An 18,820-nucleotide genomic window follows, 5' to 3' on the forward strand; every position below is an offset into this window, starting at 1 on the left:
TAGGAAAGGTACAGTATAACTCCGGTCCGCAGTGTCTGTCATGCCGAACTTGTTTCGGCATCCCCTTGTTTTTACGGGTACTCCGGAGAAAGCTGGAGATGCTGCGACGTCAGCATGACAGTGGCTAAGGGTGCTGTCATCCCGTTCTCCGCCACGGAACGTTATCTCCTCTACAGGCAGGTGCTTCGAAAATGGCAGTAGCTGCCAACATACGCCTGTTCTTGGGTTTTGTTATCCCGAACGGCCTCGGCGTACTGCCTCACAGCGCTGGCTACTTAAAAGATCTACTGCCATCATCATGCTTGCCTCCTTTGCTTTTATGATAAAGAAGAAAGGGAACTATACCTGCAGTTCCCTTTCTTCTTTATGTACTTACACTGGCGTAGGGCTATAACCACATGCGGCTTGAAGCTCAAAACTTGCAGCTCCTAAGCATACTGCTCCAGCATTCTTTCCATGTCCTCTTTGCTGGCAGGTTTCGACAGGTAATCGTTGAAGCCTGCGGAAAGGTATTTTTCCTTTACACCCTTAATAGCATGCGCGGTAAGGGCCACAATGGGTGTGGGTAGCAGTCCTTGTTCCACTTCCAGGTCGCGGATGGCACGGGTCGCAATATCGCCGTCCATTTCCGGCATCTGTATATCCATCAGCACAAAATGCGGTTTATCGCGGCGGAACTTTTCAACAGCTTCTACGCCGTTGCGGGCAACGATGATTTCGCTGTTGGCAAATACCCGCTCCACCATGATGCGGGTGTAGAGCAGGTTGGTGGCATTGTCTTCTGCAATCAGGATCTTTTTCCGGCTGCCTTCCACCTGTTGAGCGGGTGCTGCTGCGGGCAATGCCAAAGGGTGGGAAACCTCTGCCGGTGGTGCCGGCAGCAGGTTGTTGAGTGCCTCGAAAAGTGCCGTTGGTGTAAGCGGCTTGGCAAGCGTGGCTGCCTGCAGCAGCTGCACGTTACTGTTATCCATAGTTGTGTTTGCTGCATCGCACAAAAGCAGCACGGCTATGGCTTCGGGCCCTTTTTTCATTTCGTTGCGCACCAGTTCCAGTAGTTGGTGTCCTTTGATCACCGGCATTTGCTCATCAATGATGGCCAGGTCAAAATCGGGGGTAGTAGCCAAAAAGGTCATGGCTTCGGTAGCACTTTTTGCCTGCACCACTGCCAGCCCTTTATGGCGCAGCCAGCCGCTGATGGTTTGGCGCAACCCTTCATGATCGTCCACCACCAGTACCTTCTTCAGCCTGGGGTGGGTACGGGTGTCAAATGCAGGCGCCTCAGTGCAGGGCAGCTCCAGGCTGAAACGAAAAGTGCTGCCAGCGCCCAGGGTGCTATCCAACTCCAGGTTGCTGCCCATCATCTGCAGCAGGCTGGAGCTAATGGCCAGTCCCAGCCCGGTGCCGCCATACTTGCGGGTAGTGGAAATATCGGCCTATGCAAATGCCTGGAAAATATGTTTGCGGTTGGCTTCGGCAATGCCGATGCCGGTATCGGAAACGGAAAAGTTCAGCCGGGCTATGCCCGGTTCGGTGCCTGGCAGGTAGGCGATGCGGAAAACGATGGTTCCTGCTTCCGTAAATTTTACGGCATTGCTGAGCAGGTTGGCCAGCACCTGCTGCAGGCGCATACCATCCAGCAGGTAGTGGCGGGGCATGGCGGGATTTATATCCAGCAGCAGCTCCACGGGTTTGTTGCGCAGGGTATGTTTTACCAGGCTGCAGGTATTTTCGGCCAGCTCCACCAGGTCGGTACGGTCCATATCCAGTTCCATCTTGCCCGCCTCTATTTTACTGAAGTCGAGGATATGGTTGATGAGTTCCAGCAGCGACTGTACCGAGTTGCGCACCTTGTCGATATACTGTTTTTGCATTTCGTTGAGGCCGGTTTCCATCAACAGGTCGGTAAAGCCCACCACGCCGTTGAGGGGCGTGCGTATTTCATGGCTCATATTGGCCAGGAAATCCGATTTGTGGCGGTTGGCATTGGTGGCCTCGGCTGCCAGCAGGGTAGCCTGCTCCGTTGCTGCACGCAGGTGCTGGGTTTGCTCGTTGCGCATGATCACCGAGCCAAGGTTGTGACCCAGGATGGCCAGCAGGTGCCGCTTGCTGCGGTCCCACACCACACGGGTGTGCACCGCATCAAAGCCAATAAACCCGTACAGTTTGCCTTCGGCCATAACAGGCAATGCCAGTAATGATTGCACGCCCTGTGGTTCCAGTATGTCCCGCTCGGCCTGCCAGCTGGGGGGCAGTTCGCCTACGTTGGGAATATAAACTTCTTCGTTGGCCTCCAGTTTTTTCATCCATTCTGGAAAGATCTCGCAGGGTATACCCTGGAGGTTGTCTTTTTCTGCCGACACCCCGTCGGCACACCATTCGTGGGTATTGCTCATAATGGTACCCGATTCGGAAAGGGCAAAATAGTAGGCGCGGTCAACCCCGGCAAAGGACCCGATCTGTGCCAGCACCGATTCCAAGGCGACATCAAATCCCTGCTCGCTGCTTTGAATGAGGGTGCTGGTGGCATCTGCCAGCAGGGTATCGAAGGCGGCATGGAAACGCAGGGCCGCCTCGTTGCGGCGTTCCTCCGAAATATCGATGATGGAAAGCAGGTAAAAAGGTTTGCCTGCGGCATTTTCGTAGCTCACCAGGCCTCGGTACCAGGTATTGTTATCCCTGGTGCGGCTAAATTCAAGGGCTATCTCTTCCCCGCTTTGGCGGGCCTGCTCAAAACAGGCTTTTGTTTGCCGGGCCAGTTCGGCATCCTGTACTTCATCGATGGTTTTACCCAGGTAAGTCCGTTTAAGCTCCTGCTGCAGGTTGGCGTTGTGGGCAAATACCTGCTGGTGCAGCAAGTCTTCGTTTAGCAGAAATACGGTTTTGCGTGCATGACGAACCAACCTGGAAAATGCCGGCTCAAAAGGAATGGCGCTCATAAGATGCGGATGTCTGTTGTAAAATACATTGGGTTTCAAATGGCCGGTACTACCTGGCTAATGGAACGGCGGCACAGCCATTGTTCTTAGGTGCGGGCCACTGGCCCATTCAGTATCCCAGCTTTGAAACGGAACAGGTGCAAAGTTGAGCCGAAAACACATACCATGTTCTGGCCTTTAACGACCCGGGTGCCGCTGGCAACAAAAAGTGCCAGCTTCTGTAAGCCGGCACTTGAAACAGGTACCTAAATGTTTGCATAGCCTGGAGTTTACTCCAGCAACCCGTTGATGGGTATCTGGTCGAGGTAAGGTTGTAAAAACCGCATGTCGGTAAAGGCCTTGTACTCGCACACTTTTTTGCTTTGCTGGTCGCACAGCAGTTCTACATAGAATTGATCCAATTGAAAGAGGAAGCGGATTTGTTCCGGCGCTTTTTGCTTGGCTACCAGGATGCCCTGGTGCAGCACTGCTTTGTTCTTGTCGTTTTCCTCCAGCACGATGAATTCGGACAGTTTCATAACGGATGCATTTGAGGTGATACCCTTGCGGGCAATAGGGCTTAAATGAACCGGTGATGCAGGCGGACTGAAATAGCTACGTAAAATTTTGAATCCCGGACTGCACAAGGTTGCGTGAGGCTGTTATTTTATAGGGCTTCCATTTGGAGCAACCGGGCTTGAGGCTGATGCGATGTGAACCGTTGGGCGGTTTGTTTGAAGATAAGCAATTGCTGTTACACCAACAACAGCTAAGCGCGAACATTGTTCTGGAAAAAAGAAAAACCCCGGCAGTACCGGGGTTTGTATCAGGCGTCTTTAGGTGGCGGTGTGCCCCGGAAGGCATCGGGCTTCTGGGGTGTTTTGAGGGTAATGGGTTTGCCTTCCCTTGCCGATTGATAGATGGCTTCCATGATGCGGTGGTCCTGCAGGCCTTCGGCGCCGGGAGTATAAGGTTCCTTGTTGTGCAATACGCACCAGGCCATGTGGTCCATTTCCAGTGCAAACTGGTTTTGCTCCGGTATTTCGGGCGCCTGCTTCCAGTCGTACTGCTCCTTGGCCTGAGACATTTCCAATTGCAAACCATGGTAAGCAAAGGCGGGGTCCAGTCCAAACCAGGCGCCGTTATCGGCCAGGCAGCGGTACCTGCGCGACTGGTGTACGCTGTAGCTGGTTGCCGCATTTACCAGGATGCCACTGGGAAAGCGCATCTGCCAGAGCACCGATTCCTCTACCTGCCGGAACCGTTCGTCGCCGGGGGTATTGTACACCGATCCCATCACCCATTCGGGTTCTTCGCCGGTGAGGTAGCGGGCGGTGTTGAGGCAGTAAATACCGATATCGGGCAGTGCGCCACCGCCGGCCAGCTTTTTATCCAGCCGCCACTGCCCGTTGTTGGCAATATTCTGTGCGTTGAACATTTCCATTACCCGCACCTTGCCATGGGTTTTGTTGCGTACCAGTTCTTTGACAAAAGCGTTTTTGGGCTCATACTGTATGCGGTAGGCGATCATCAGCTTCCTGCCCGCTTTTTCGCAGGCATCGATCATCCGCTGGGCTTCGGCCGATGTGTTGGCCATGGGTTTTTCGCACAGTACATGTTTGCCCGCCTGCGCCGAGCGAACGGTGAACTCTTCGTGCATGCTGTTGGGCAATACGATATATACTACCTGTACTTCGGGGTTGTTGCGGATGGTATCGAAGTTCTGGTAGCTGTACACACTGGTGGATTTGATGCCATATTGCGCAGCCACCTGTTTGGCCTTTGCGGCATCGCCGCTCACCAGGGCTACCGGCTTGGCATATTTGCACTGGCCAAAAGCAGGCAGCAGCTCTTCAAGGGTCAGATGTCCGAGGCCTACCAGGGCAAAGCCGATCCGCTTGGCCGGGTCGAGGGGAGCCGGCACTTTTGCCGGAGCCCTTTCCGATGGATGATCGAGCGGGTAAAGCTTAACCGGGATGGTATCGGTAAGCGGCTGGCCGGCTCCCTGTGCGGCTGCACTGTTGCCGGGCAGTTGACTCAGCCCGGCAGCGGCCAAAAAACCCATACCGGCATCGGCCAGGAACTGCCGGCGGTTGCGTGCAGCGGGCTGCAGCAGGGATTGGAAAATGGAGGTGTTTTTCATTTTTACGTATGTAGGTGAGGGAGAAAAATACAGTAGTTGGTAGGTGGGGTAAGTGGAGGATGATGATGAACAACGGACGATGGACGATAGACGATGGACGATGTTAGATGCAGGTATATAGATGTGTAGAAGTGCCGCAAGGCACCTCTACACATCTGATTATTTGCCCTGCGGTTTTACCAGCCAGATGGTGTTAGCGGCATCGTCGGCAACCAGCATGTTGCCCTGTTGGGTAAAGGCAATGCCTACCGGGCGGCCATATACTTTTTCATCCTCGCCGGTAACAAACCCGGAAAGGAAATCTTCGGGATTGCCGGAGGGTTTGCCGCCGGCAAAAGGCACAAATACCACTTTGTAGCCGGAAAACTGGGAGCGGTTCCAGGAGCCATGCTGGCCGATAAAAGCGCCGCCTTTGTATTTACCGGGCAGGCTGCCTTTCTGGTCGAAGGCCAGCCCCAGCGATGCGGTATGGGCACCCAGCGGTACATCGGGTACAATGGTTTGTTTTACCAGTTCGGGTTTTTGCTGGTCCTTCATGCGGGGATCTTCGTTTTGCCCGAAGTAGGCATAGGGCCAGCCGTAAAATCCACCAGCCCGCACACTGGTGAGGTAATCAGGCACGAGGTCGTCGCCAAGCCCGTCGCGTTCATTTACTGCCGTCCACAGGGTGGAGGTGCCGGGTGCCCAATCCATGCCTACGGGGTTGCGCAGGCCTGCGCCATATATTTTTTCGCCGCTGCCATCGGGGTTGATTTCCAGGATGGCGGCCCGGCGCACTTCGTGTTCCATGCCGTTCTCGCCCACATTGCTGCCCGAGCCAACGGCTACATAGATCTTGGAGCCGTCTTTCGCCGCCAGCAGGTTGCGCGTCCAGTGGTTATTGTATCCACCGGCGGGCAGTTCCAGGATTTTTTTGCCCGCGGCCTTGATGCTGGTTTGCCCTGCCGTATAGGGAAACTGCAGGATACCATCGGTATTGGCTACATAAAACTGGTTGTTGAGTACCAGCATGCCCAGGGGCTGGTTGAGGCCTTCCAGGAAAGTAGTGCGCAGTTCGTAACGGCCATCGCCATCCGCATCGCGGAAGAGGGTAATGCGGTTGGCACTATTGCCCAGGTTCTGCGATTTGGCCTTTCCGCTCACCACAGCCTTTGCCTTGTCTTTGATATTGGGTTCGGTATTGGCTTCGGCTACCAGTATATCGCCGTTGGGTGTCGCGTACATCCACCGAGGGTTGTTGAGGCTATCAGCAAATTTGGAAACCGTAAATCCTGCCGGCGCCTGTGGTGTGCGGCCTTCGGGCCAGCCAATAACATTGCTGAACTTGGTACTGCTTTCGGTAGCAAAAGGTGCGGGAAGATTTACCTGTTGTACTGCGGTCTTGGCTGAAGCAGTATCGCCGGCATGTTCGGCTTTTTGCTGCTGGCTGTCGTTGCCGCAACTGCAAAGAAGCAGGATTGTAAAGCCTGCCGTAAGGGTAAAAGCGTGCATCGGTTTAGGTTTAGATCATTTTGCTGTCAAAACCCATGCCCTTTGGGGATCGTTGTTGGGTATAGCAATCGGTTATGGTAAGTCGCTTAAAAACAACAGACAAAGAATCGCAGGCAACTATTGGTATTGTACCGGCTTGCCGCAGCCTGCAGGCTATGGCTGGAATGTATAAAGACGGTCCTTGTAAAACCGGTAATTGCCCGTTCCTGTTCCCAAGCAGTTCCCACCTTGTCCCTACGCTGTCCCTAGTATATCCTAAGTATATCCCCACCTTGTTCCCACTTTACCGAAAAAGTGGGCGGTTGTTCGGGAAGCAGGTGTAAGCAAAGCGTTTCTTTTTGCGTTTGAAAAATGCTTTGGTAGCTTCCGGTTTGGGTGGCAGGAGAACAGATAAGGTGCAAAAGCAGGCCAGGCTTTTTATTCCGGTACTGTTCAGCGTAAAGCCTTTAGGGCTTTAACGGTTATCGATACAGGAGGTTAACGGAAGATGTTGTGTCTTTAGGCTGTTATCCGTTGTCCGTCCTCCGTAGTCTTGCCTGCACAAATGCACATTATCCAATATCTTCCAGCCGCAAATAAAACGATACACATGCAAGCCATTTCCACCGCTATCTGCTCTTTCGGTATGTCGGGCAGGGTATTCCACGCACCCTTCATCAGCCTGCACCCTGGCTTTCAGCTCCACAGTGTGTGGGAGCGCAGTAAAAAAGAAGCCGCCCAATTTTACCCCAGGGTAAAAAGTGCCGATACCCTGGAGGATTTACTCGCTGATGATGCCGTGGAACTGGTGATTGTCAATACCCCCAACTACACTCATTTCGAGTACGCCAAAAAAGCACTGGAAGCAGGCAAGCATGTAGTGGTAGAAAAACCTTTTACCACTACTACGGCCGAAGCCGATGAGCTGAATGCACTGGCAAAAGAAAAAGGCCTGGTGCTGGCCGTTTACCACAATCGCCGCTGGGACAGTGACCTGCTCACGGTAAAACAGGTATTGCAGCAAGGCCTGTTGGGTGAGGTGGTGGAAGCATCCATTTCCTTCGACCGGTTCAAGGAAGAACTGAGTCCCAAGGTGCACAAAGAGCAGCCGCACCCCGGCACCGGTGTGTTGTACGACCTGGGTTCGCATCTCATTGACAGCGCACTGCTGCTTTTTGGTATGCCCGAAAAAGTATTTGCCGATATCCGCATTGTGCGGCCCATTTCACAGGTAGATGATTATTACGAGGTGCTGCTGTATTATCCCAATAACCTGCGGGTGCGGCTGCATTCCAGCTACCTGGTGCGCGAGGCGGGCGCCGGTTTTATCCTGCATGGTGCCAAAGGTTCTTTCCTGAAGTCGCGGGCCGATATACAGGAAGCCGACCTGCTGGCGGGCAAAAAGCCCGAAGGCGCCGGATGGGGCCGCGAACCCGAAGGTGCACAGGCTTTACTCCATACCGAGAAAGACGGCATGGTAATCCGGGAAGAAATACCCATCCTGCAGGGTAACTACATGGGCTTTTTTGATGGCCTGCAGGCTGCCATCCGCAATGGTGCGCCTGCACCGGTACCGGGTACAGAAGCTGCGCGGGTGATCCGCATCATTGAAGCGGCACACCAAAGCAGCCGCGAGGGCAGGGTCGTGGCGCTGTAGGGTGGACCATGGAAGATGGATCATGGACCATAGGTAGGGACGACGGACAATAGACCACAGACTACGGGTGAGAAAAAACAGACCACGGAAAACTGACGACGGACCACTAGTGAACTTGGACTTTAAACTCTTGCTATTGCAGGTGCTTTGTATCCAGGCACTGTTCTTTGTCGTCCGTCGTCCGTGGTCCCTCCATGGTCCATGGTCCATTGTCCATCGTCCATCGTCCATCGTCCATGGTCCATCCTCCATCCCTTCTTCCCTCCGGAAAATCTTACCTTGGTGCCACATCACCCCACCCTCCATGGACCATCGACCCCCTACCATCAAGGAAATTGCGCGGCAGCTGAATGTTTCCGTGTCTACCGTTTCGCGTGCCCTGAGCGATCATCCCCGTATTGGTTTGCAAACCCGACTCCGGGTGCAGCAGCTTGCCCGCGAACTCAACTACGAGCCCAACACGCAGGCCATATTTTTCAAGCAAAAGAAAACCTATGTCATCGGGGTGGTGCTGCCCTTTATCCGCGAAGAGTTTTTTTCGCAGGCCATCAGTGGTATGGAAACGGCGGCCATGGCCCACGAATACACCATCCTGTTTGGGCAGAGCTATGATGACACGGAGCGCGAACGCAAAGTGGTGGCGGCCATGAAAAAACAAAGGGTGGATGGACTGATCATTTCCCTGGCAAAGGAAACCCGCCGCTTCGATCACCTGCAGGCACTGGAGTCTACCGGTACGCCGGTAGTGTATTTCGACCGGGTACCACCCTTTGCCGAAGCGCATAAAGTATACTGCAACATGTACCAGGGTACCGCCGAACTGGTGGGCTGGCTGTATGGAAGGGGGTACAAGAGGGTTGCCCTGATCAACGGCCCCGAGAAAATGCCGGCCAGCCGCGAAAGACTCAATGGCTATATTGAAGGCGTGTCGCGGAAAAAACACAAGGTGGACATGCAGCTGGTGGAGACCACTGATTTTTCCCGCGACAGTACCTACCGCGCCATGGAAAAACTGCTGTCGCTCAAGCACCCGCCGGTAGCCATTATTTCCTTCAACGATTATGTGCACATGGATGCGGTGCAGTATGCCCACCGGCAGGGGGTGGCGGTAAACAAGGACATCGTTTTTGTGAGTTATGCCAACCTGCCCATTACCAGCTATACCGCTTTTCCGCCCATTGCCTCCATCGAGCAGTATCCCTACGGGCAGGGCGAAAAAGCCATGGACCTGTTGATACAGGTTTTGAATGAAAAAGGACTTCCGGATGCCGGCACCCGCTATTACTGCGAGGAGCTGGCACCTACCCTTGTAATGCATTGAACCTTTTGGCCGGGGCCGCTTGTTGTTATCCTATCCATAACACTCATCACCCTTTCGCCTCTTATGAAATTTGCTTACTTCCTGATCGCCCTGCTGCTTTTGGTTGGCCGCACCACCTTGCAGGCACAAACCCTGCTGCCGGGTTTTTCTAAAGCCGAGTATACCGAGCTGATGCGGGTATCGGCACGTACCACCTTCGACACCGTTTATGCCAATAAACATCCTGCTCCGGAGCGCTTCCGGATGGTGTACCGCTCGCCGGTGAGCGGGCTGGACAACCTCTGGGATCTTTGGGCCGATGGGCAGGGCACGGCTGCCATCTCCATCAGGGGTACCACCAAAAAACAGGAAAGCTGGCTGGAAAATTTTTATGCTGCCATGGTGCCTGCCAAGGGCAGTTTGGTTTTGCCTGGCAATACCCATTTCAGTTACCAGCTGGCACCCCAGCAGGGTGCTGCCGTACATATGGGCTGGCTGATTGGTATGGCCTCCATGGCGGGAGATATGCGCAGTAAAATAGATTCGGCTTACCGTGCGGGCACCCGCAACCTGCTGATTGTAGGACATAGCCAGGGCGGCGCCATCGCCTACCTGCTGACGGCTTACCTGCTGCAGTTGCAACAGCTCAGGCAGCTGCCTGCCTATCTCCGGGTTAAAACCTATTGCAGTGCGGCGCCCAAACCGGGTAACACGCAGTTTGCCTATGCTTATGAAGCCATGACCTTTGGCGGCTGGGCATTCAACGTGGTTAACAGCGCGGACTGGGTGCCGGAAAGCCCTTTTACCATCCAAACCATTTCCGATTTCAACAAGCAAAATCCTTTTGGAGGGGCAAAGGACGCCATCCGGAAAGTAAAATTTCCCCAAAGGCTGGCCCTGATGCATGTGTACAACAGGCTGGATAAAACCACGCGGAAAGCGGATAAAACCTACCGCAAATACCTGGGCCGGATGATTGGCAAACAGGTGGCCAAACTAATGCCGGGGCTGGATGTGCCCGATTATGTGGCTTCCAACAATTACGCACGGGCAGGAACGCCGGTGGTGCTGCTGGCCGACAGTGCCTATTTTGCCCAGTACTCCGACACTTCGGCCAATATCTGGATCCATCATCTTCATGCGCCCTACCTGCTGCTGTTGGACAGGCTGGCGCCCAATGCTACCGCTATGCAATCCATTCCCGATGGCAGCTGGGAGTTGTCTTTTCTGGCCGGAAGCCCGCAGCCGATTGCCGAATTGTACCCCGGACGCAAACCCTCTTTGCAGTTTGACGCCGCCAATGCAAGGGTTGGCGGTTCCACCGGTTGCAACCGTTTTAGTGGCGGGGTAACCCTCGGCGAAAAATCCATTCATTTTGCCGCCATGGCTTTAACCAAAATGTATTGCCCCGGCGAGGGCGAAAAGCGGTTTTTGGATGCCTTGCAGCAGGCCAATGCTTTTGCTTTGACTGACAGCGGGGAGCTAACCTTACTGCGTGACCAGGAGCCGCTGATGCGGTTGCAAAAGCGTTAGGCGGTTCAGGCTTTTAAGTACCTGTATGATTCAAAACTTAACGGCATGAATACGTTCCTGCTTTGTTTTATGTGGGTAGCTGCTGCCTGTGCTACCATCCCGGAACAGCAATCCGACAGGTTCGCCGATACTAGTGTCCTCGAAGCATCCGACAGCCGCATGGCAAGAGTGGCCGGCGCTCGGTAAGGGAAGTGGCCTTTTGGCGCAGTGGCAAAGGCTGGCTGGAAGGTGCCGGCTCCACGGCTGGCCGCAAAGGCCGCGATGCGGTACGCAGTTTCGCCGATCGCAGAAAACTCCAGTTTGGCAACGCTACCTGCCTGCCGGTGCCTTGCGGGTGATGGATACCTGCAGTTTTTCAAGAAGCAGGAGGGCTGCGCCAGCCTTTCTTTTTTATTCATTTATTCTCCTTAAAATGCCTGGGTTGGACCGCTAAATGCCTTTGGTACCTTACAGCCATCGGCCTTCTTTTGCACAACCGTTTGCATGAACGCCATGCCTTGATATTACCTACTTTTTGGGTGCACGGGAACACCGGGACTTGTAGTCCGGTAGCTAAAAAGAGCCTGTGCAGGTGCAACAATTTTACCCGGTAGTGCAAATACCAAACTAATAATGGAAATAGGGCAGGTGTTAGCAGCATATGGAATAGAGGAGGCAACTGCTTCTGTTTCGCCATTCGGATCAGGGCTGATCAATTATAGCTGGAAAGTGCAGCAGGGCGATGCCGTTTTCTTATTGCAAAAAATCAATCATTTTGTTTTTCAGCAGCCTTGGGATATTGCCCATAATATTTCCGCAATTGGCCAGTACCTGGGTAAGTACCATCCGGAATATCTTTTTGTAGCTGCCTTGCCTGCGCTGAATGGCAGGCCCATGGTGCACCTGCCCGAGGCAGGCTATTTCCGGCTCTTCCCTTTCCTGCAACAGGCGCATGCCTTCGACGTGGTAGCCACACCGGAGCAGGCTTATGAAGCGGCAGTTCAGTTTGGCCGCTTTACCCGCATGCTGGCCCATTTTGATGCTACACGTTTGAAGCCTACCATCCCTCATTTCCATAACCTTCCGTTGCGGTTTCTGCAGTTTGAACATGCCGTGCAGGAAGGCAACCCGGAACGGAAGCAACTGGCTGCCCGCACCCTTGCGGAGCTGTTTGACCTGCGCCACCTGGTGAGGCGGTATGAAGCCATTGCAGCCAATGCTGATTTCAGGATACGGGTTATTCACCACGATACCAAGATTTCCAATGTGCTGTTTGATGGCCGGGATAAAGGCCTTTGCGTGATTGACCTCGATACCGTGATGCCCGGTTATTTTATTTCTGATGTGGGCGATATGATGCGCACCTACCTGTCGCCGGTAAGCGAGGAGGAGCAAGATTTTTCCAGTATTGAAGTGCGCCTGCCCTTTTATGAAGCCATTGTAAGCGGTTACCTCCAGGAAATGCAGGCGGAGCTGAGTGAAGCCGAATGCGCAGCCTTCTTTTATGCGGGCCAGTTTATGATATATATGCAGGCCCTCCGTTTTATTACCGATTACCTGAATAATGATGTGTATTACGGCCAGCGTTACCCGGGTCACAACCTGGTGCGTGCCCAAAACCAGCTGGTTTTGTTGCAAAGGCTGATGGAAAAAGAGCCTTTGCTGTGCCGCTACCAGGGGGTGCGCAAAAGCGCATGATAGGGTTATGAGTTTTTGGTTTTTTTGTTGGAAAAGGCGGGTTGATTAAAACAGCCTGCCACAATACCAAAAACCAAAAACTCAATTGCTTTTTTGGTTAAACAAACTGCGCCTGGCTATTGATGAAATTGACCAGTGCTGCTGTGTTTTTCATTTTCAGCTTGCGCAAAATATTATAGCGGTGCGCTTCGGCGGTCTTAGGGGTGATAAAGAGTTTGTCTGCAATCTCCTTAGACGAGAGTCCATCGCGGATCAGTTCCACGATCTCCAGTTCGCGGTGCGACAGGCAGTTGATATTGGGCTGGTCGTCCGCTTCGCTGAATACCTGTTGGGACAGGTTCTCCTTGATCTCGTTGCAGATGTACTTGCGGCCATTTTTGATTTCCTCGATGGCTTTGATCATTTCAAGGGCTGTTACATTCTTGGTTAGATAACCTGCTGCGCCCACCTGTATCATTTTGCGGGCATAGCTGGGCTGGGTATATGCCGAAAGCCCCAATACCTTTACCTGTGGCAGCTTCTGGGTGATGTGCAGTGTTGCGGTGATGCCATCCATCAGGGGCAGGCCAATGTCCATCAGCACGATATCGGGTTTCAGCAGGAGTGCTTTTTCAACCACTTCCTTGCCGTTGTTGGCCTCGCCAACAACTTCTATTTCAGGCTGGCTGTTCAGAACAATGCGCCAGGCCTGGCGCAGGAGCATGTGATCGTCGGCAACGAGGATACTTAGTTTCTTCATGGATGGTTTTTTGGTTGGTTTCAGAGGTTCCTTGCGGAAGTGGATACAAACTGGTGTGCAGGGCAACAGGGCCTGCGCCCACCGGGTATAAATACCAGGGGTTTATACTAGGCTACAGGTTGTGCAATAAACTTAAAGTGGAATGACCGGTTTAGGCAATGCCGGTGCGGGATGATACCAGTAAGGCTTGGATAAAAGGCAGAAGCCGTGGGCATTGCCCATGCAGCAGGTGGATTCATTTGTTTTGGGTTTAATGGCTTTACAAGGATTTGGATCATGGGGCAGCGGGACAATTACTAAGCCGGGCTGCGTATTTATACTTACAAGAGTAGTGTAAAAAACCATTGAGCCTCGTGATAACCAGGATTTACTTTTTCACATTGGGTGCACAGTAGTATAGATTCGATTTTTTTGTTTGTCTGTTTACGTTTAGGTGTACCTGTTATTTAATCCTGCTCAGGTTAACCCCTTGCCCGGTATTTACCTTATCCGGTAGCAGCAGTTCAATAAAGATGGTCAATTCATAAAAGAAGAGATTGGCGGGTGTTTATGGCAAGCAGCGCTATTGCACTTGTGCATAAAAAAAGCCCACTGTGGAAACAGCGGGCGACTAACGATTGCTTGCCATATGAAAGAGGTAAAATAGTTTCTATTGTATCTTTTGCCAAAACCAGGCCAAAGTGTGTTTTTTGATTTGTTTCTTCACAAATTTAGAAAATGCCTGCGTAAAACAAGTATATTATTTAAAATAATTTGAAAAAAAGGAACAATTTTATCCTGCTGACAGCAATGATTAAAGCTAAATAAAGTCAAACCTGTCATATTATAACTGATTTAATTTATGAATTTTATTCCAGATCTTGAATCATGGTGTTGGTTAAAGAACGGTGTGCAAGGTACACAACCCTTTGCCAAAATGGTACCACTTATCGATTGGCGTGGGTTTTTTCCAGATAAACAGGCTCCTGGCCGTGGTAAGCGGTGGCACCTGGCTGCGAAATGTCACTTCTTTACCTAACTTCCCCTTACCGTTTGCCATGAACCAAAGAAACCTTTATTTACGCAGGGTTCCAGTAGTGCTGGTGCTTACTGCAACTCTGATTGCTTGTAATTCCCTAAACCGATCGCAACAGAAAATGGATGCAAATGCCAATATTCCGGCCGATACTGTAGTGTTGGCGCCCGGTGCTACACCCAAACTGGTATCCAAACAATTTGCTTTTACTGAAGGTCCTGCAGCCGACAAAGCAGGCAATGTGTTTTTCACCGACCAGCCCAATGACCGGATTTGGAAATGGTCGGTAGATGGCCAGTTGTCCGTCTTTATGGAGCCTACCGGCCGGTCCAATGGTATGTTTTTCGACCGGAAAGGCAACCTGCTTTCCTGCGCCGACCTGCGCAACGAAATCTGGCGAATCAGTCCGGACAAAAAAGTGGAGGTTTTATTAGGCAAGGTGGGCGGTAAAAAACTCAATGGCCCCAACGACCTGTGGAGCGATAATGCAGGCGGTATATATTTTACCGATCCTTTTTACAAACGTACCTGGTGGGATCATTCGGAACCCGAAATCCCAGGTCAGTACCTGTATTACCTGCCCGCTGGCGCTGCAGAGCCCAGGGTTGTGGATTCGGCTTACAACAAACCCAATGGCATTGTGGGTACGCCCGATGGGCGTTATCTCTATGTGGCGGATATTGGTGCCAATAAAACTTACCGCTACGATATGCAACCCGGCGGAAAGCTCAGCAACCGCAGCCTTTTTGCTGCCATGGGCTCGGATGGCATGACCCTCGATGAAAGAGGCAACCTGTATATAACCGGAAGAGGCGTAACTGTTTTTAGTCCGCAGGGTAAACAGATCGCCCATATTGATATACCGGAAGGCTGGACGGCCAATCTTTGTTTTGGAGGCGCCGCACGCAAGATGCTTTTTATTACAGCTTCAAAGGCGGTGTACACCGTTGATATGGCAGTAAAAGGCGCCTGGTAGCCAGATTGTCGCCTGGGTGTCCTTAAAATGGGTTTGGCTCCTTTACCTAAAAGATTGATTTTCTTAAGTATATATCTATAAAAAAAATAATGGGTTTTTGCTTGCACTTAACCCTTAATATTTCCGAACTTTAAAATAGGTTCTCAATAGCAGATAACCATTTTTTAGTTCGGCCTGCCACTTTCGCGGCGGGCCCTTTTTATGTCCCTACGCGCCGGTGGCCGCCAATTGTATGCCAAACGGTTTTGGTTGGTACCTCCTTATCTGCTGATTTTTACGCCATGAATTTCCCCCTTAAGGATCGCCGGACTTTTCTGCGCAACAGCATACAGGTGCTGGGTGCCCTGGCCTTGCCAGGTTCCGGATTCTGCCAGTGGGCTCCGGTTCCGCTGTTTGCCCACCTGTGGGTTTATGCCAGCAAATACCCGCCCCGGTGGGATGCTGCACCGGTGCTGGACCAGGCATTTGCAGATATCAAAGGCGCTGGCTTTGCCGGTATCGAGCTGATGGCGGTGAACCTGGAACAGGATGATGCCGTAGGGCGAATTGGAAAACTGGTGGGCAAATATGAACTGCCCGTTTCCGGGGCTTCCTTTGAGGCCAATATGTGGGACAGGGAGCGGCATGATGCCATTTTGCAGGATGTGGTGCTCCTCACCGGGAGGCTCCGGGAATTGGGCGGCAGAACCTTTGGTTTGTCAGTCGGCGATGCAGGCCGCAAGAAAACGGATGCCGAACTGGAGGTGCAGGCAGCCACCCTGAACGAAATCCTCAATATCTGTGACAAAAGAAATATTATCCCCAACCTGCACAATCATACCTACGAACTGCGCGATGGTTTGTACGACCTGCAGGAAACCCTGCGGCGGGTGCCCGAGCTCAGGCTGGGACCGGATATCAACTGGCTGATCAGGGGCGGTGTTGATCCTGTTGCTTTTATAGACACTTACGGCAGCCGCATCGGCTACCTGCACCTGCGCGACCAGCACGCCAATGGCCGCTGGACGGAAGCGTTGGGTGAAGGTGCTACCGATTTTGCAGCCATTGCCAGGGCATTGCGGCGGGTAGGATTTTCGGGTGCTGCAGCAGTGGAGCTGGCCTATGATGCTGAGCCCAGCCGCACAACAGCACAAAACTGGCAGATCAGCCGCAATTATATGCGGCGTGTTTTTCAATGGTAATCAATGGATGTTGGTTGGAAAGCTGCCGTGCGATCATTGGGTAGCCAAGGTGTTTTTGGTTCGAAATAGAAACCGGTATTGCTGTAAGTTGTACAACTCCGCGGTAACTGTGTTACATTAGAAAGGAACATTCCCTTGCCATGATGAAAAAGATCTTCCTGCTTTTTGCATTAGCCGCCTGCTCCCTCCGGGGGGCCGCACAGGCGCAGCCGGTTATTTTCGACAGCGATATGGGCCCCGACTACGATGATGTGGGCGCCATTGCCATGCTCCACGCTTATGCCGATAGCGGGTATATTGATATTTTGGCTACAGTGGCCAGTACCCGCTACCCGGGTGTTGCGGGTGTTTTTGAAATACTCAATACTTATTTTAATAGGCCGCAGTTGCCCATTGGGGTACCGCATACTTCGGGGCTGGAGCTCCGCGATAGGCAACACTGGTCCGACTCGCTGTTGGCCCAATACCCGCACCGGATACAAAACAATAAGGAGGTGCCCGAAGCGGTAGCTGTTTACCGAAAATTGCTGGCAGCACAACCCGATACCAGCGTGGTCATTATTACAGTAGGCTTTCTCACCAACCTGGCCGACCTGTTGCGGTCGGGTCCCGACCAATATTCAAAGCTGGACGGTGCCACACTGGTGCGTAGTAAGGTAAAAAAGCTGGTGAGCATGGCCGGCATTTTTCCAAAGGGCAAAGAGTTTAATGTGGAAAAAGACGCCGCCGCATCGCAGTATGTTTTTTCCCGTTGGCCTACCGATGTTGTGCTGAGTGGTTTTGAAATAGGAAAGGAAATCAAGGTGGGCGTGCCGCTGGTGCGCAATGTTCAAATACGTAACAGTCCGGTAAAAGATGTGTTCCGGATCGCCATACCCATGGACCCGCAGGATAGTGCCGGCCGGATGAGCTGGGATGAAACGGCGGTGCTGGTGGCGGCAAAAGGAGCAGCACCCTGGTACCGACTGGAACGCGGAACCATGACGGTGGCTGCCGATGGCAGCAATGGCTGGCAGGAGGGTAGCGGCAAACATTTTAAAATGGTCGCCGTAGCGCCTCCAAAAGTAGTGGAGCAGCTGATTGAAAAAGCCATTACCCATCAGCCGGTTAAATAACTCCACCCCTCACAGGTTTTAAAAGCCTGTGAGGGGTGTTCCATAACCTTCTTCCAAAGCCTGCCATCATGAACAAGCTTTTTGCTGCTTTCATTTTGTTGGTTTCTGTTTGCGCCCACGCCCAGCACCCTACCATTGGGTATATTGAAAGGCTGCATCCTTCCCTCGATAAGGTGCTGAACCCTGCAGGCGCCATCGAAATCCTGGACAGCGGCTACACCTGGGTGGAAGGTCCACTGTGGTTGCCCAGCCAAAGGGCGCTGCTGTTTAGTGACATACCCTCCAACCGGGTGCTGCAGTGGACGGAAGCCGGGGGGAGTAAAACTTATGTGCAGCCTTCAGGTTATACCGGGTCGGTGCCCAGGAGTGGCGAAGTGGGCTCCAATGGATTGCTGCTGCTTGCCAATGGGCAGCTGCTGCTTTGCCAGCATGGCGACCGCCGCCTGGCGGTGATGGACGCCCCGCTTTCTGCACCCACAGCCCGGTTTCACACGCTGGCAGCAGCCTACCAGGGCAAGCGGTTCAACAGCCCCAATGATGCGGTGCAAACCAGAAGTGGCATTATCCTGTTCACCGATCCGCCTTATGGCCTGGAAGGAAACGACAAGGATACCGCAAAGGAATTGCCCTTCCAGGGTGTGTATCAGCTGGAACAGAACGGCAAGGTGCGGCTGCTTACCGACACCATCAGTCGCCCCAATGGCATTGGTTTATCGCCTGATGGAAAAACTCTGGTTGTTGCCAATTCTGATGCCGGCAAAGCGGGATGGTATGGCTATCAGTATGATGAAAAAAACGGGTTGCAAAAGGGGCGGATGCTGCTGGATGTAACTCCGGAAGTGCGTGCCATGGGTGGTGGTTTGCCTGATGGGCTTAAATTCAACCGCCTGGGTTATTTGTTTGCTACCGGTCCGGGTGGGGTATGGGTCTTTGATCCCAAGCTGCAGCTGGTTGGCAGGATCCGGTTGCCGGTACTTGCTGCCAACCTGGCCCTGGACGAAACGGAAAAGACCCTATACATTACCGCTACCCAATATGTGCTCCGGTTAGTGTTGCGCTAAAGATTCCAGGGTGCAACAACACCTGCAACCACCCCATA

14 protein-coding genes and 1 pseudogene are annotated in these 18,820 nt (G+C 52.8%); 9 read left to right on the top strand and 6 right to left on the bottom strand.

Annotation, left to right across the window (positions count from 1 at the left end; all coding sequences use genetic code 11):
- Nucleotides 1–428: 428 nt before the first annotated feature.
- The 5 genes and pseudogenes from BUE76_RS06485 to BUE76_RS06505 form a co-directional block, all read right to left on the bottom strand.
- Nucleotides 429–1,229, bottom strand: coding sequence for a response regulator (locus BUE76_RS06485; protein ID WP_262485826.1), 801 nt, complete (start codon nucleotides 1,227–1,229; stop codon nucleotides 429–431).
- 72 nt (nucleotides 1,230–1,301) lie between these two features.
- Nucleotides 1,302–2,936, bottom strand: a pseudogene (locus tag BUE76_RS06490) (ATP-binding protein); the annotation flags it as partial.
- Nucleotides 2,937–3,205: 269 nt separating this feature from the next.
- Complete coding sequence (locus BUE76_RS06495; RefSeq protein ID WP_073040693.1) at nucleotides 3,206–3,454, bottom strand: hypothetical protein; 249 nt, start codon at nucleotides 3,452–3,454, stop codon at nucleotides 3,206–3,208.
- Nucleotides 3,455–3,741: 287 nt separating this feature from the next.
- Nucleotides 3,742–5,058, bottom strand: coding sequence for a Gfo/Idh/MocA family protein (locus BUE76_RS06500; RefSeq protein WP_073040690.1), 1,317 nt, complete (start codon nucleotides 5,056–5,058; stop codon nucleotides 3,742–3,744).
- 159 nt (nucleotides 5,059–5,217) lie between these two features.
- The gene (locus BUE76_RS06505) at nucleotides 5,218–6,549 is read right to left on the bottom strand and encodes a PQQ-dependent sugar dehydrogenase (RefSeq protein ID WP_073040687.1); all 1,332 of its coding nucleotides are present in this window, start codon (nucleotides 6,547–6,549) and stop codon (nucleotides 5,218–5,220) included.
- A gap of 589 nt (nucleotides 6,550–7,138) precedes the next feature.
- Between BUE76_RS06505 and BUE76_RS06510 the strand changes: the two genes are divergently transcribed.
- The 5 genes from BUE76_RS06510 (at nucleotide 7,139) to BUE76_RS06525 (ending at nucleotide 12,695) form a co-directional block, all read left to right on the top strand.
- The gene (locus tag BUE76_RS06510) at nucleotides 7,139–8,185 is read left to right on the top strand and encodes a Gfo/Idh/MocA family oxidoreductase (protein ID WP_073040685.1); all 1,047 of its coding nucleotides are present in this window, start codon (nucleotides 7,139–7,141) and stop codon (nucleotides 8,183–8,185) included.
- Nucleotides 8,186–8,489: 304 nt separating this feature from the next.
- A complete protein-coding gene (locus BUE76_RS06515) occupies nucleotides 8,490–9,506 on the top strand; it encodes a LacI family DNA-binding transcriptional regulator (protein WP_073040683.1) in 1,017 nt (338 codons plus the stop codon).
- 63 nt (nucleotides 9,507–9,569) lie between these two features.
- Nucleotides 9,570–11,018 (top strand): lipase family protein, encoded by a 1,449-nt coding sequence (locus BUE76_RS06520; RefSeq protein WP_073040680.1) that lies wholly within the window; start codon nucleotides 9,570–9,572, stop codon nucleotides 11,016–11,018.
- Nucleotides 11,019–11,063: 45 nt separating this feature from the next.
- Nucleotides 11,064–11,204 (top strand): hypothetical protein, encoded by a 141-nt coding sequence (locus tag BUE76_RS24440; protein WP_158069933.1) that lies wholly within the window; start codon nucleotides 11,064–11,066, stop codon nucleotides 11,202–11,204.
- Nucleotides 11,205–11,630: 426 nt separating this feature from the next.
- Entirely contained in the window at nucleotides 11,631–12,695 is a 1,065-nt protein-coding gene (locus BUE76_RS06525) for a phosphotransferase enzyme family protein (protein WP_073040678.1), read from the top strand.
- 97 nt (nucleotides 12,696–12,792) lie between these two features.
- On the opposite strand, the gene BUE76_RS06530 is transcribed toward BUE76_RS06525, so the two are convergent.
- Nucleotides 12,793–13,434 (bottom strand): response regulator, encoded by a 642-nt coding sequence (locus tag BUE76_RS06530; protein ID WP_073040676.1) that lies wholly within the window; start codon nucleotides 13,432–13,434, stop codon nucleotides 12,793–12,795.
- Nucleotides 13,435–14,570: 1,136 nt separating this feature from the next.
- On the opposite strand from BUE76_RS06530, the gene BUE76_RS06535 reads away from it, so the two are divergent.
- The 4 genes from BUE76_RS06535 to BUE76_RS06550 all read left to right on the top strand — a co-directional run bounded on the left by BUE76_RS06535 (nucleotide 14,571) and on the right by BUE76_RS06550 (nucleotide 18,782).
- Nucleotides 14,571–15,425 carry an SMP-30/gluconolactonase/LRE family protein gene (locus BUE76_RS06535; RefSeq protein WP_083596392.1) on the top strand — a complete coding sequence of 285 codons (855 nt, stop codon included), beginning with the start codon at nucleotides 14,571–14,573 and terminating at the stop codon, nucleotides 15,423–15,425.
- A gap of 281 nt (nucleotides 15,426–15,706) precedes the next feature.
- Nucleotides 15,707–16,606 (top strand): sugar phosphate isomerase/epimerase family protein, encoded by a 900-nt coding sequence (locus BUE76_RS06540; protein ID WP_073040990.1) that lies wholly within the window; start codon nucleotides 15,707–15,709, stop codon nucleotides 16,604–16,606.
- Nucleotides 16,607–16,746: 140 nt separating this feature from the next.
- Complete coding sequence (locus tag BUE76_RS06545; protein WP_143157217.1) at nucleotides 16,747–17,721, top strand: nucleoside hydrolase; 975 nt, start codon at nucleotides 16,747–16,749, stop codon at nucleotides 17,719–17,721.
- Between the two features lie 68 nt (nucleotides 17,722–17,789).
- On the top strand, nucleotides 17,790–18,782 hold the full coding sequence (locus tag BUE76_RS06550) for an SMP-30/gluconolactonase/LRE family protein (protein ID WP_083596377.1): 993 nt from the start codon (nucleotides 17,790–17,792) through the stop codon (nucleotides 18,780–18,782).
- Nucleotides 18,783–18,820: the final 38 nt, after the last annotated feature.

Origin of the sequence: Cnuella takakiae (assembly GCF_001953305.1) — a bacterium.
Taxonomy (GTDB): Bacteria; Bacteroidota; Bacteroidia; order Chitinophagales; family Chitinophagaceae; genus Flavisolibacter; species Flavisolibacter takakiae.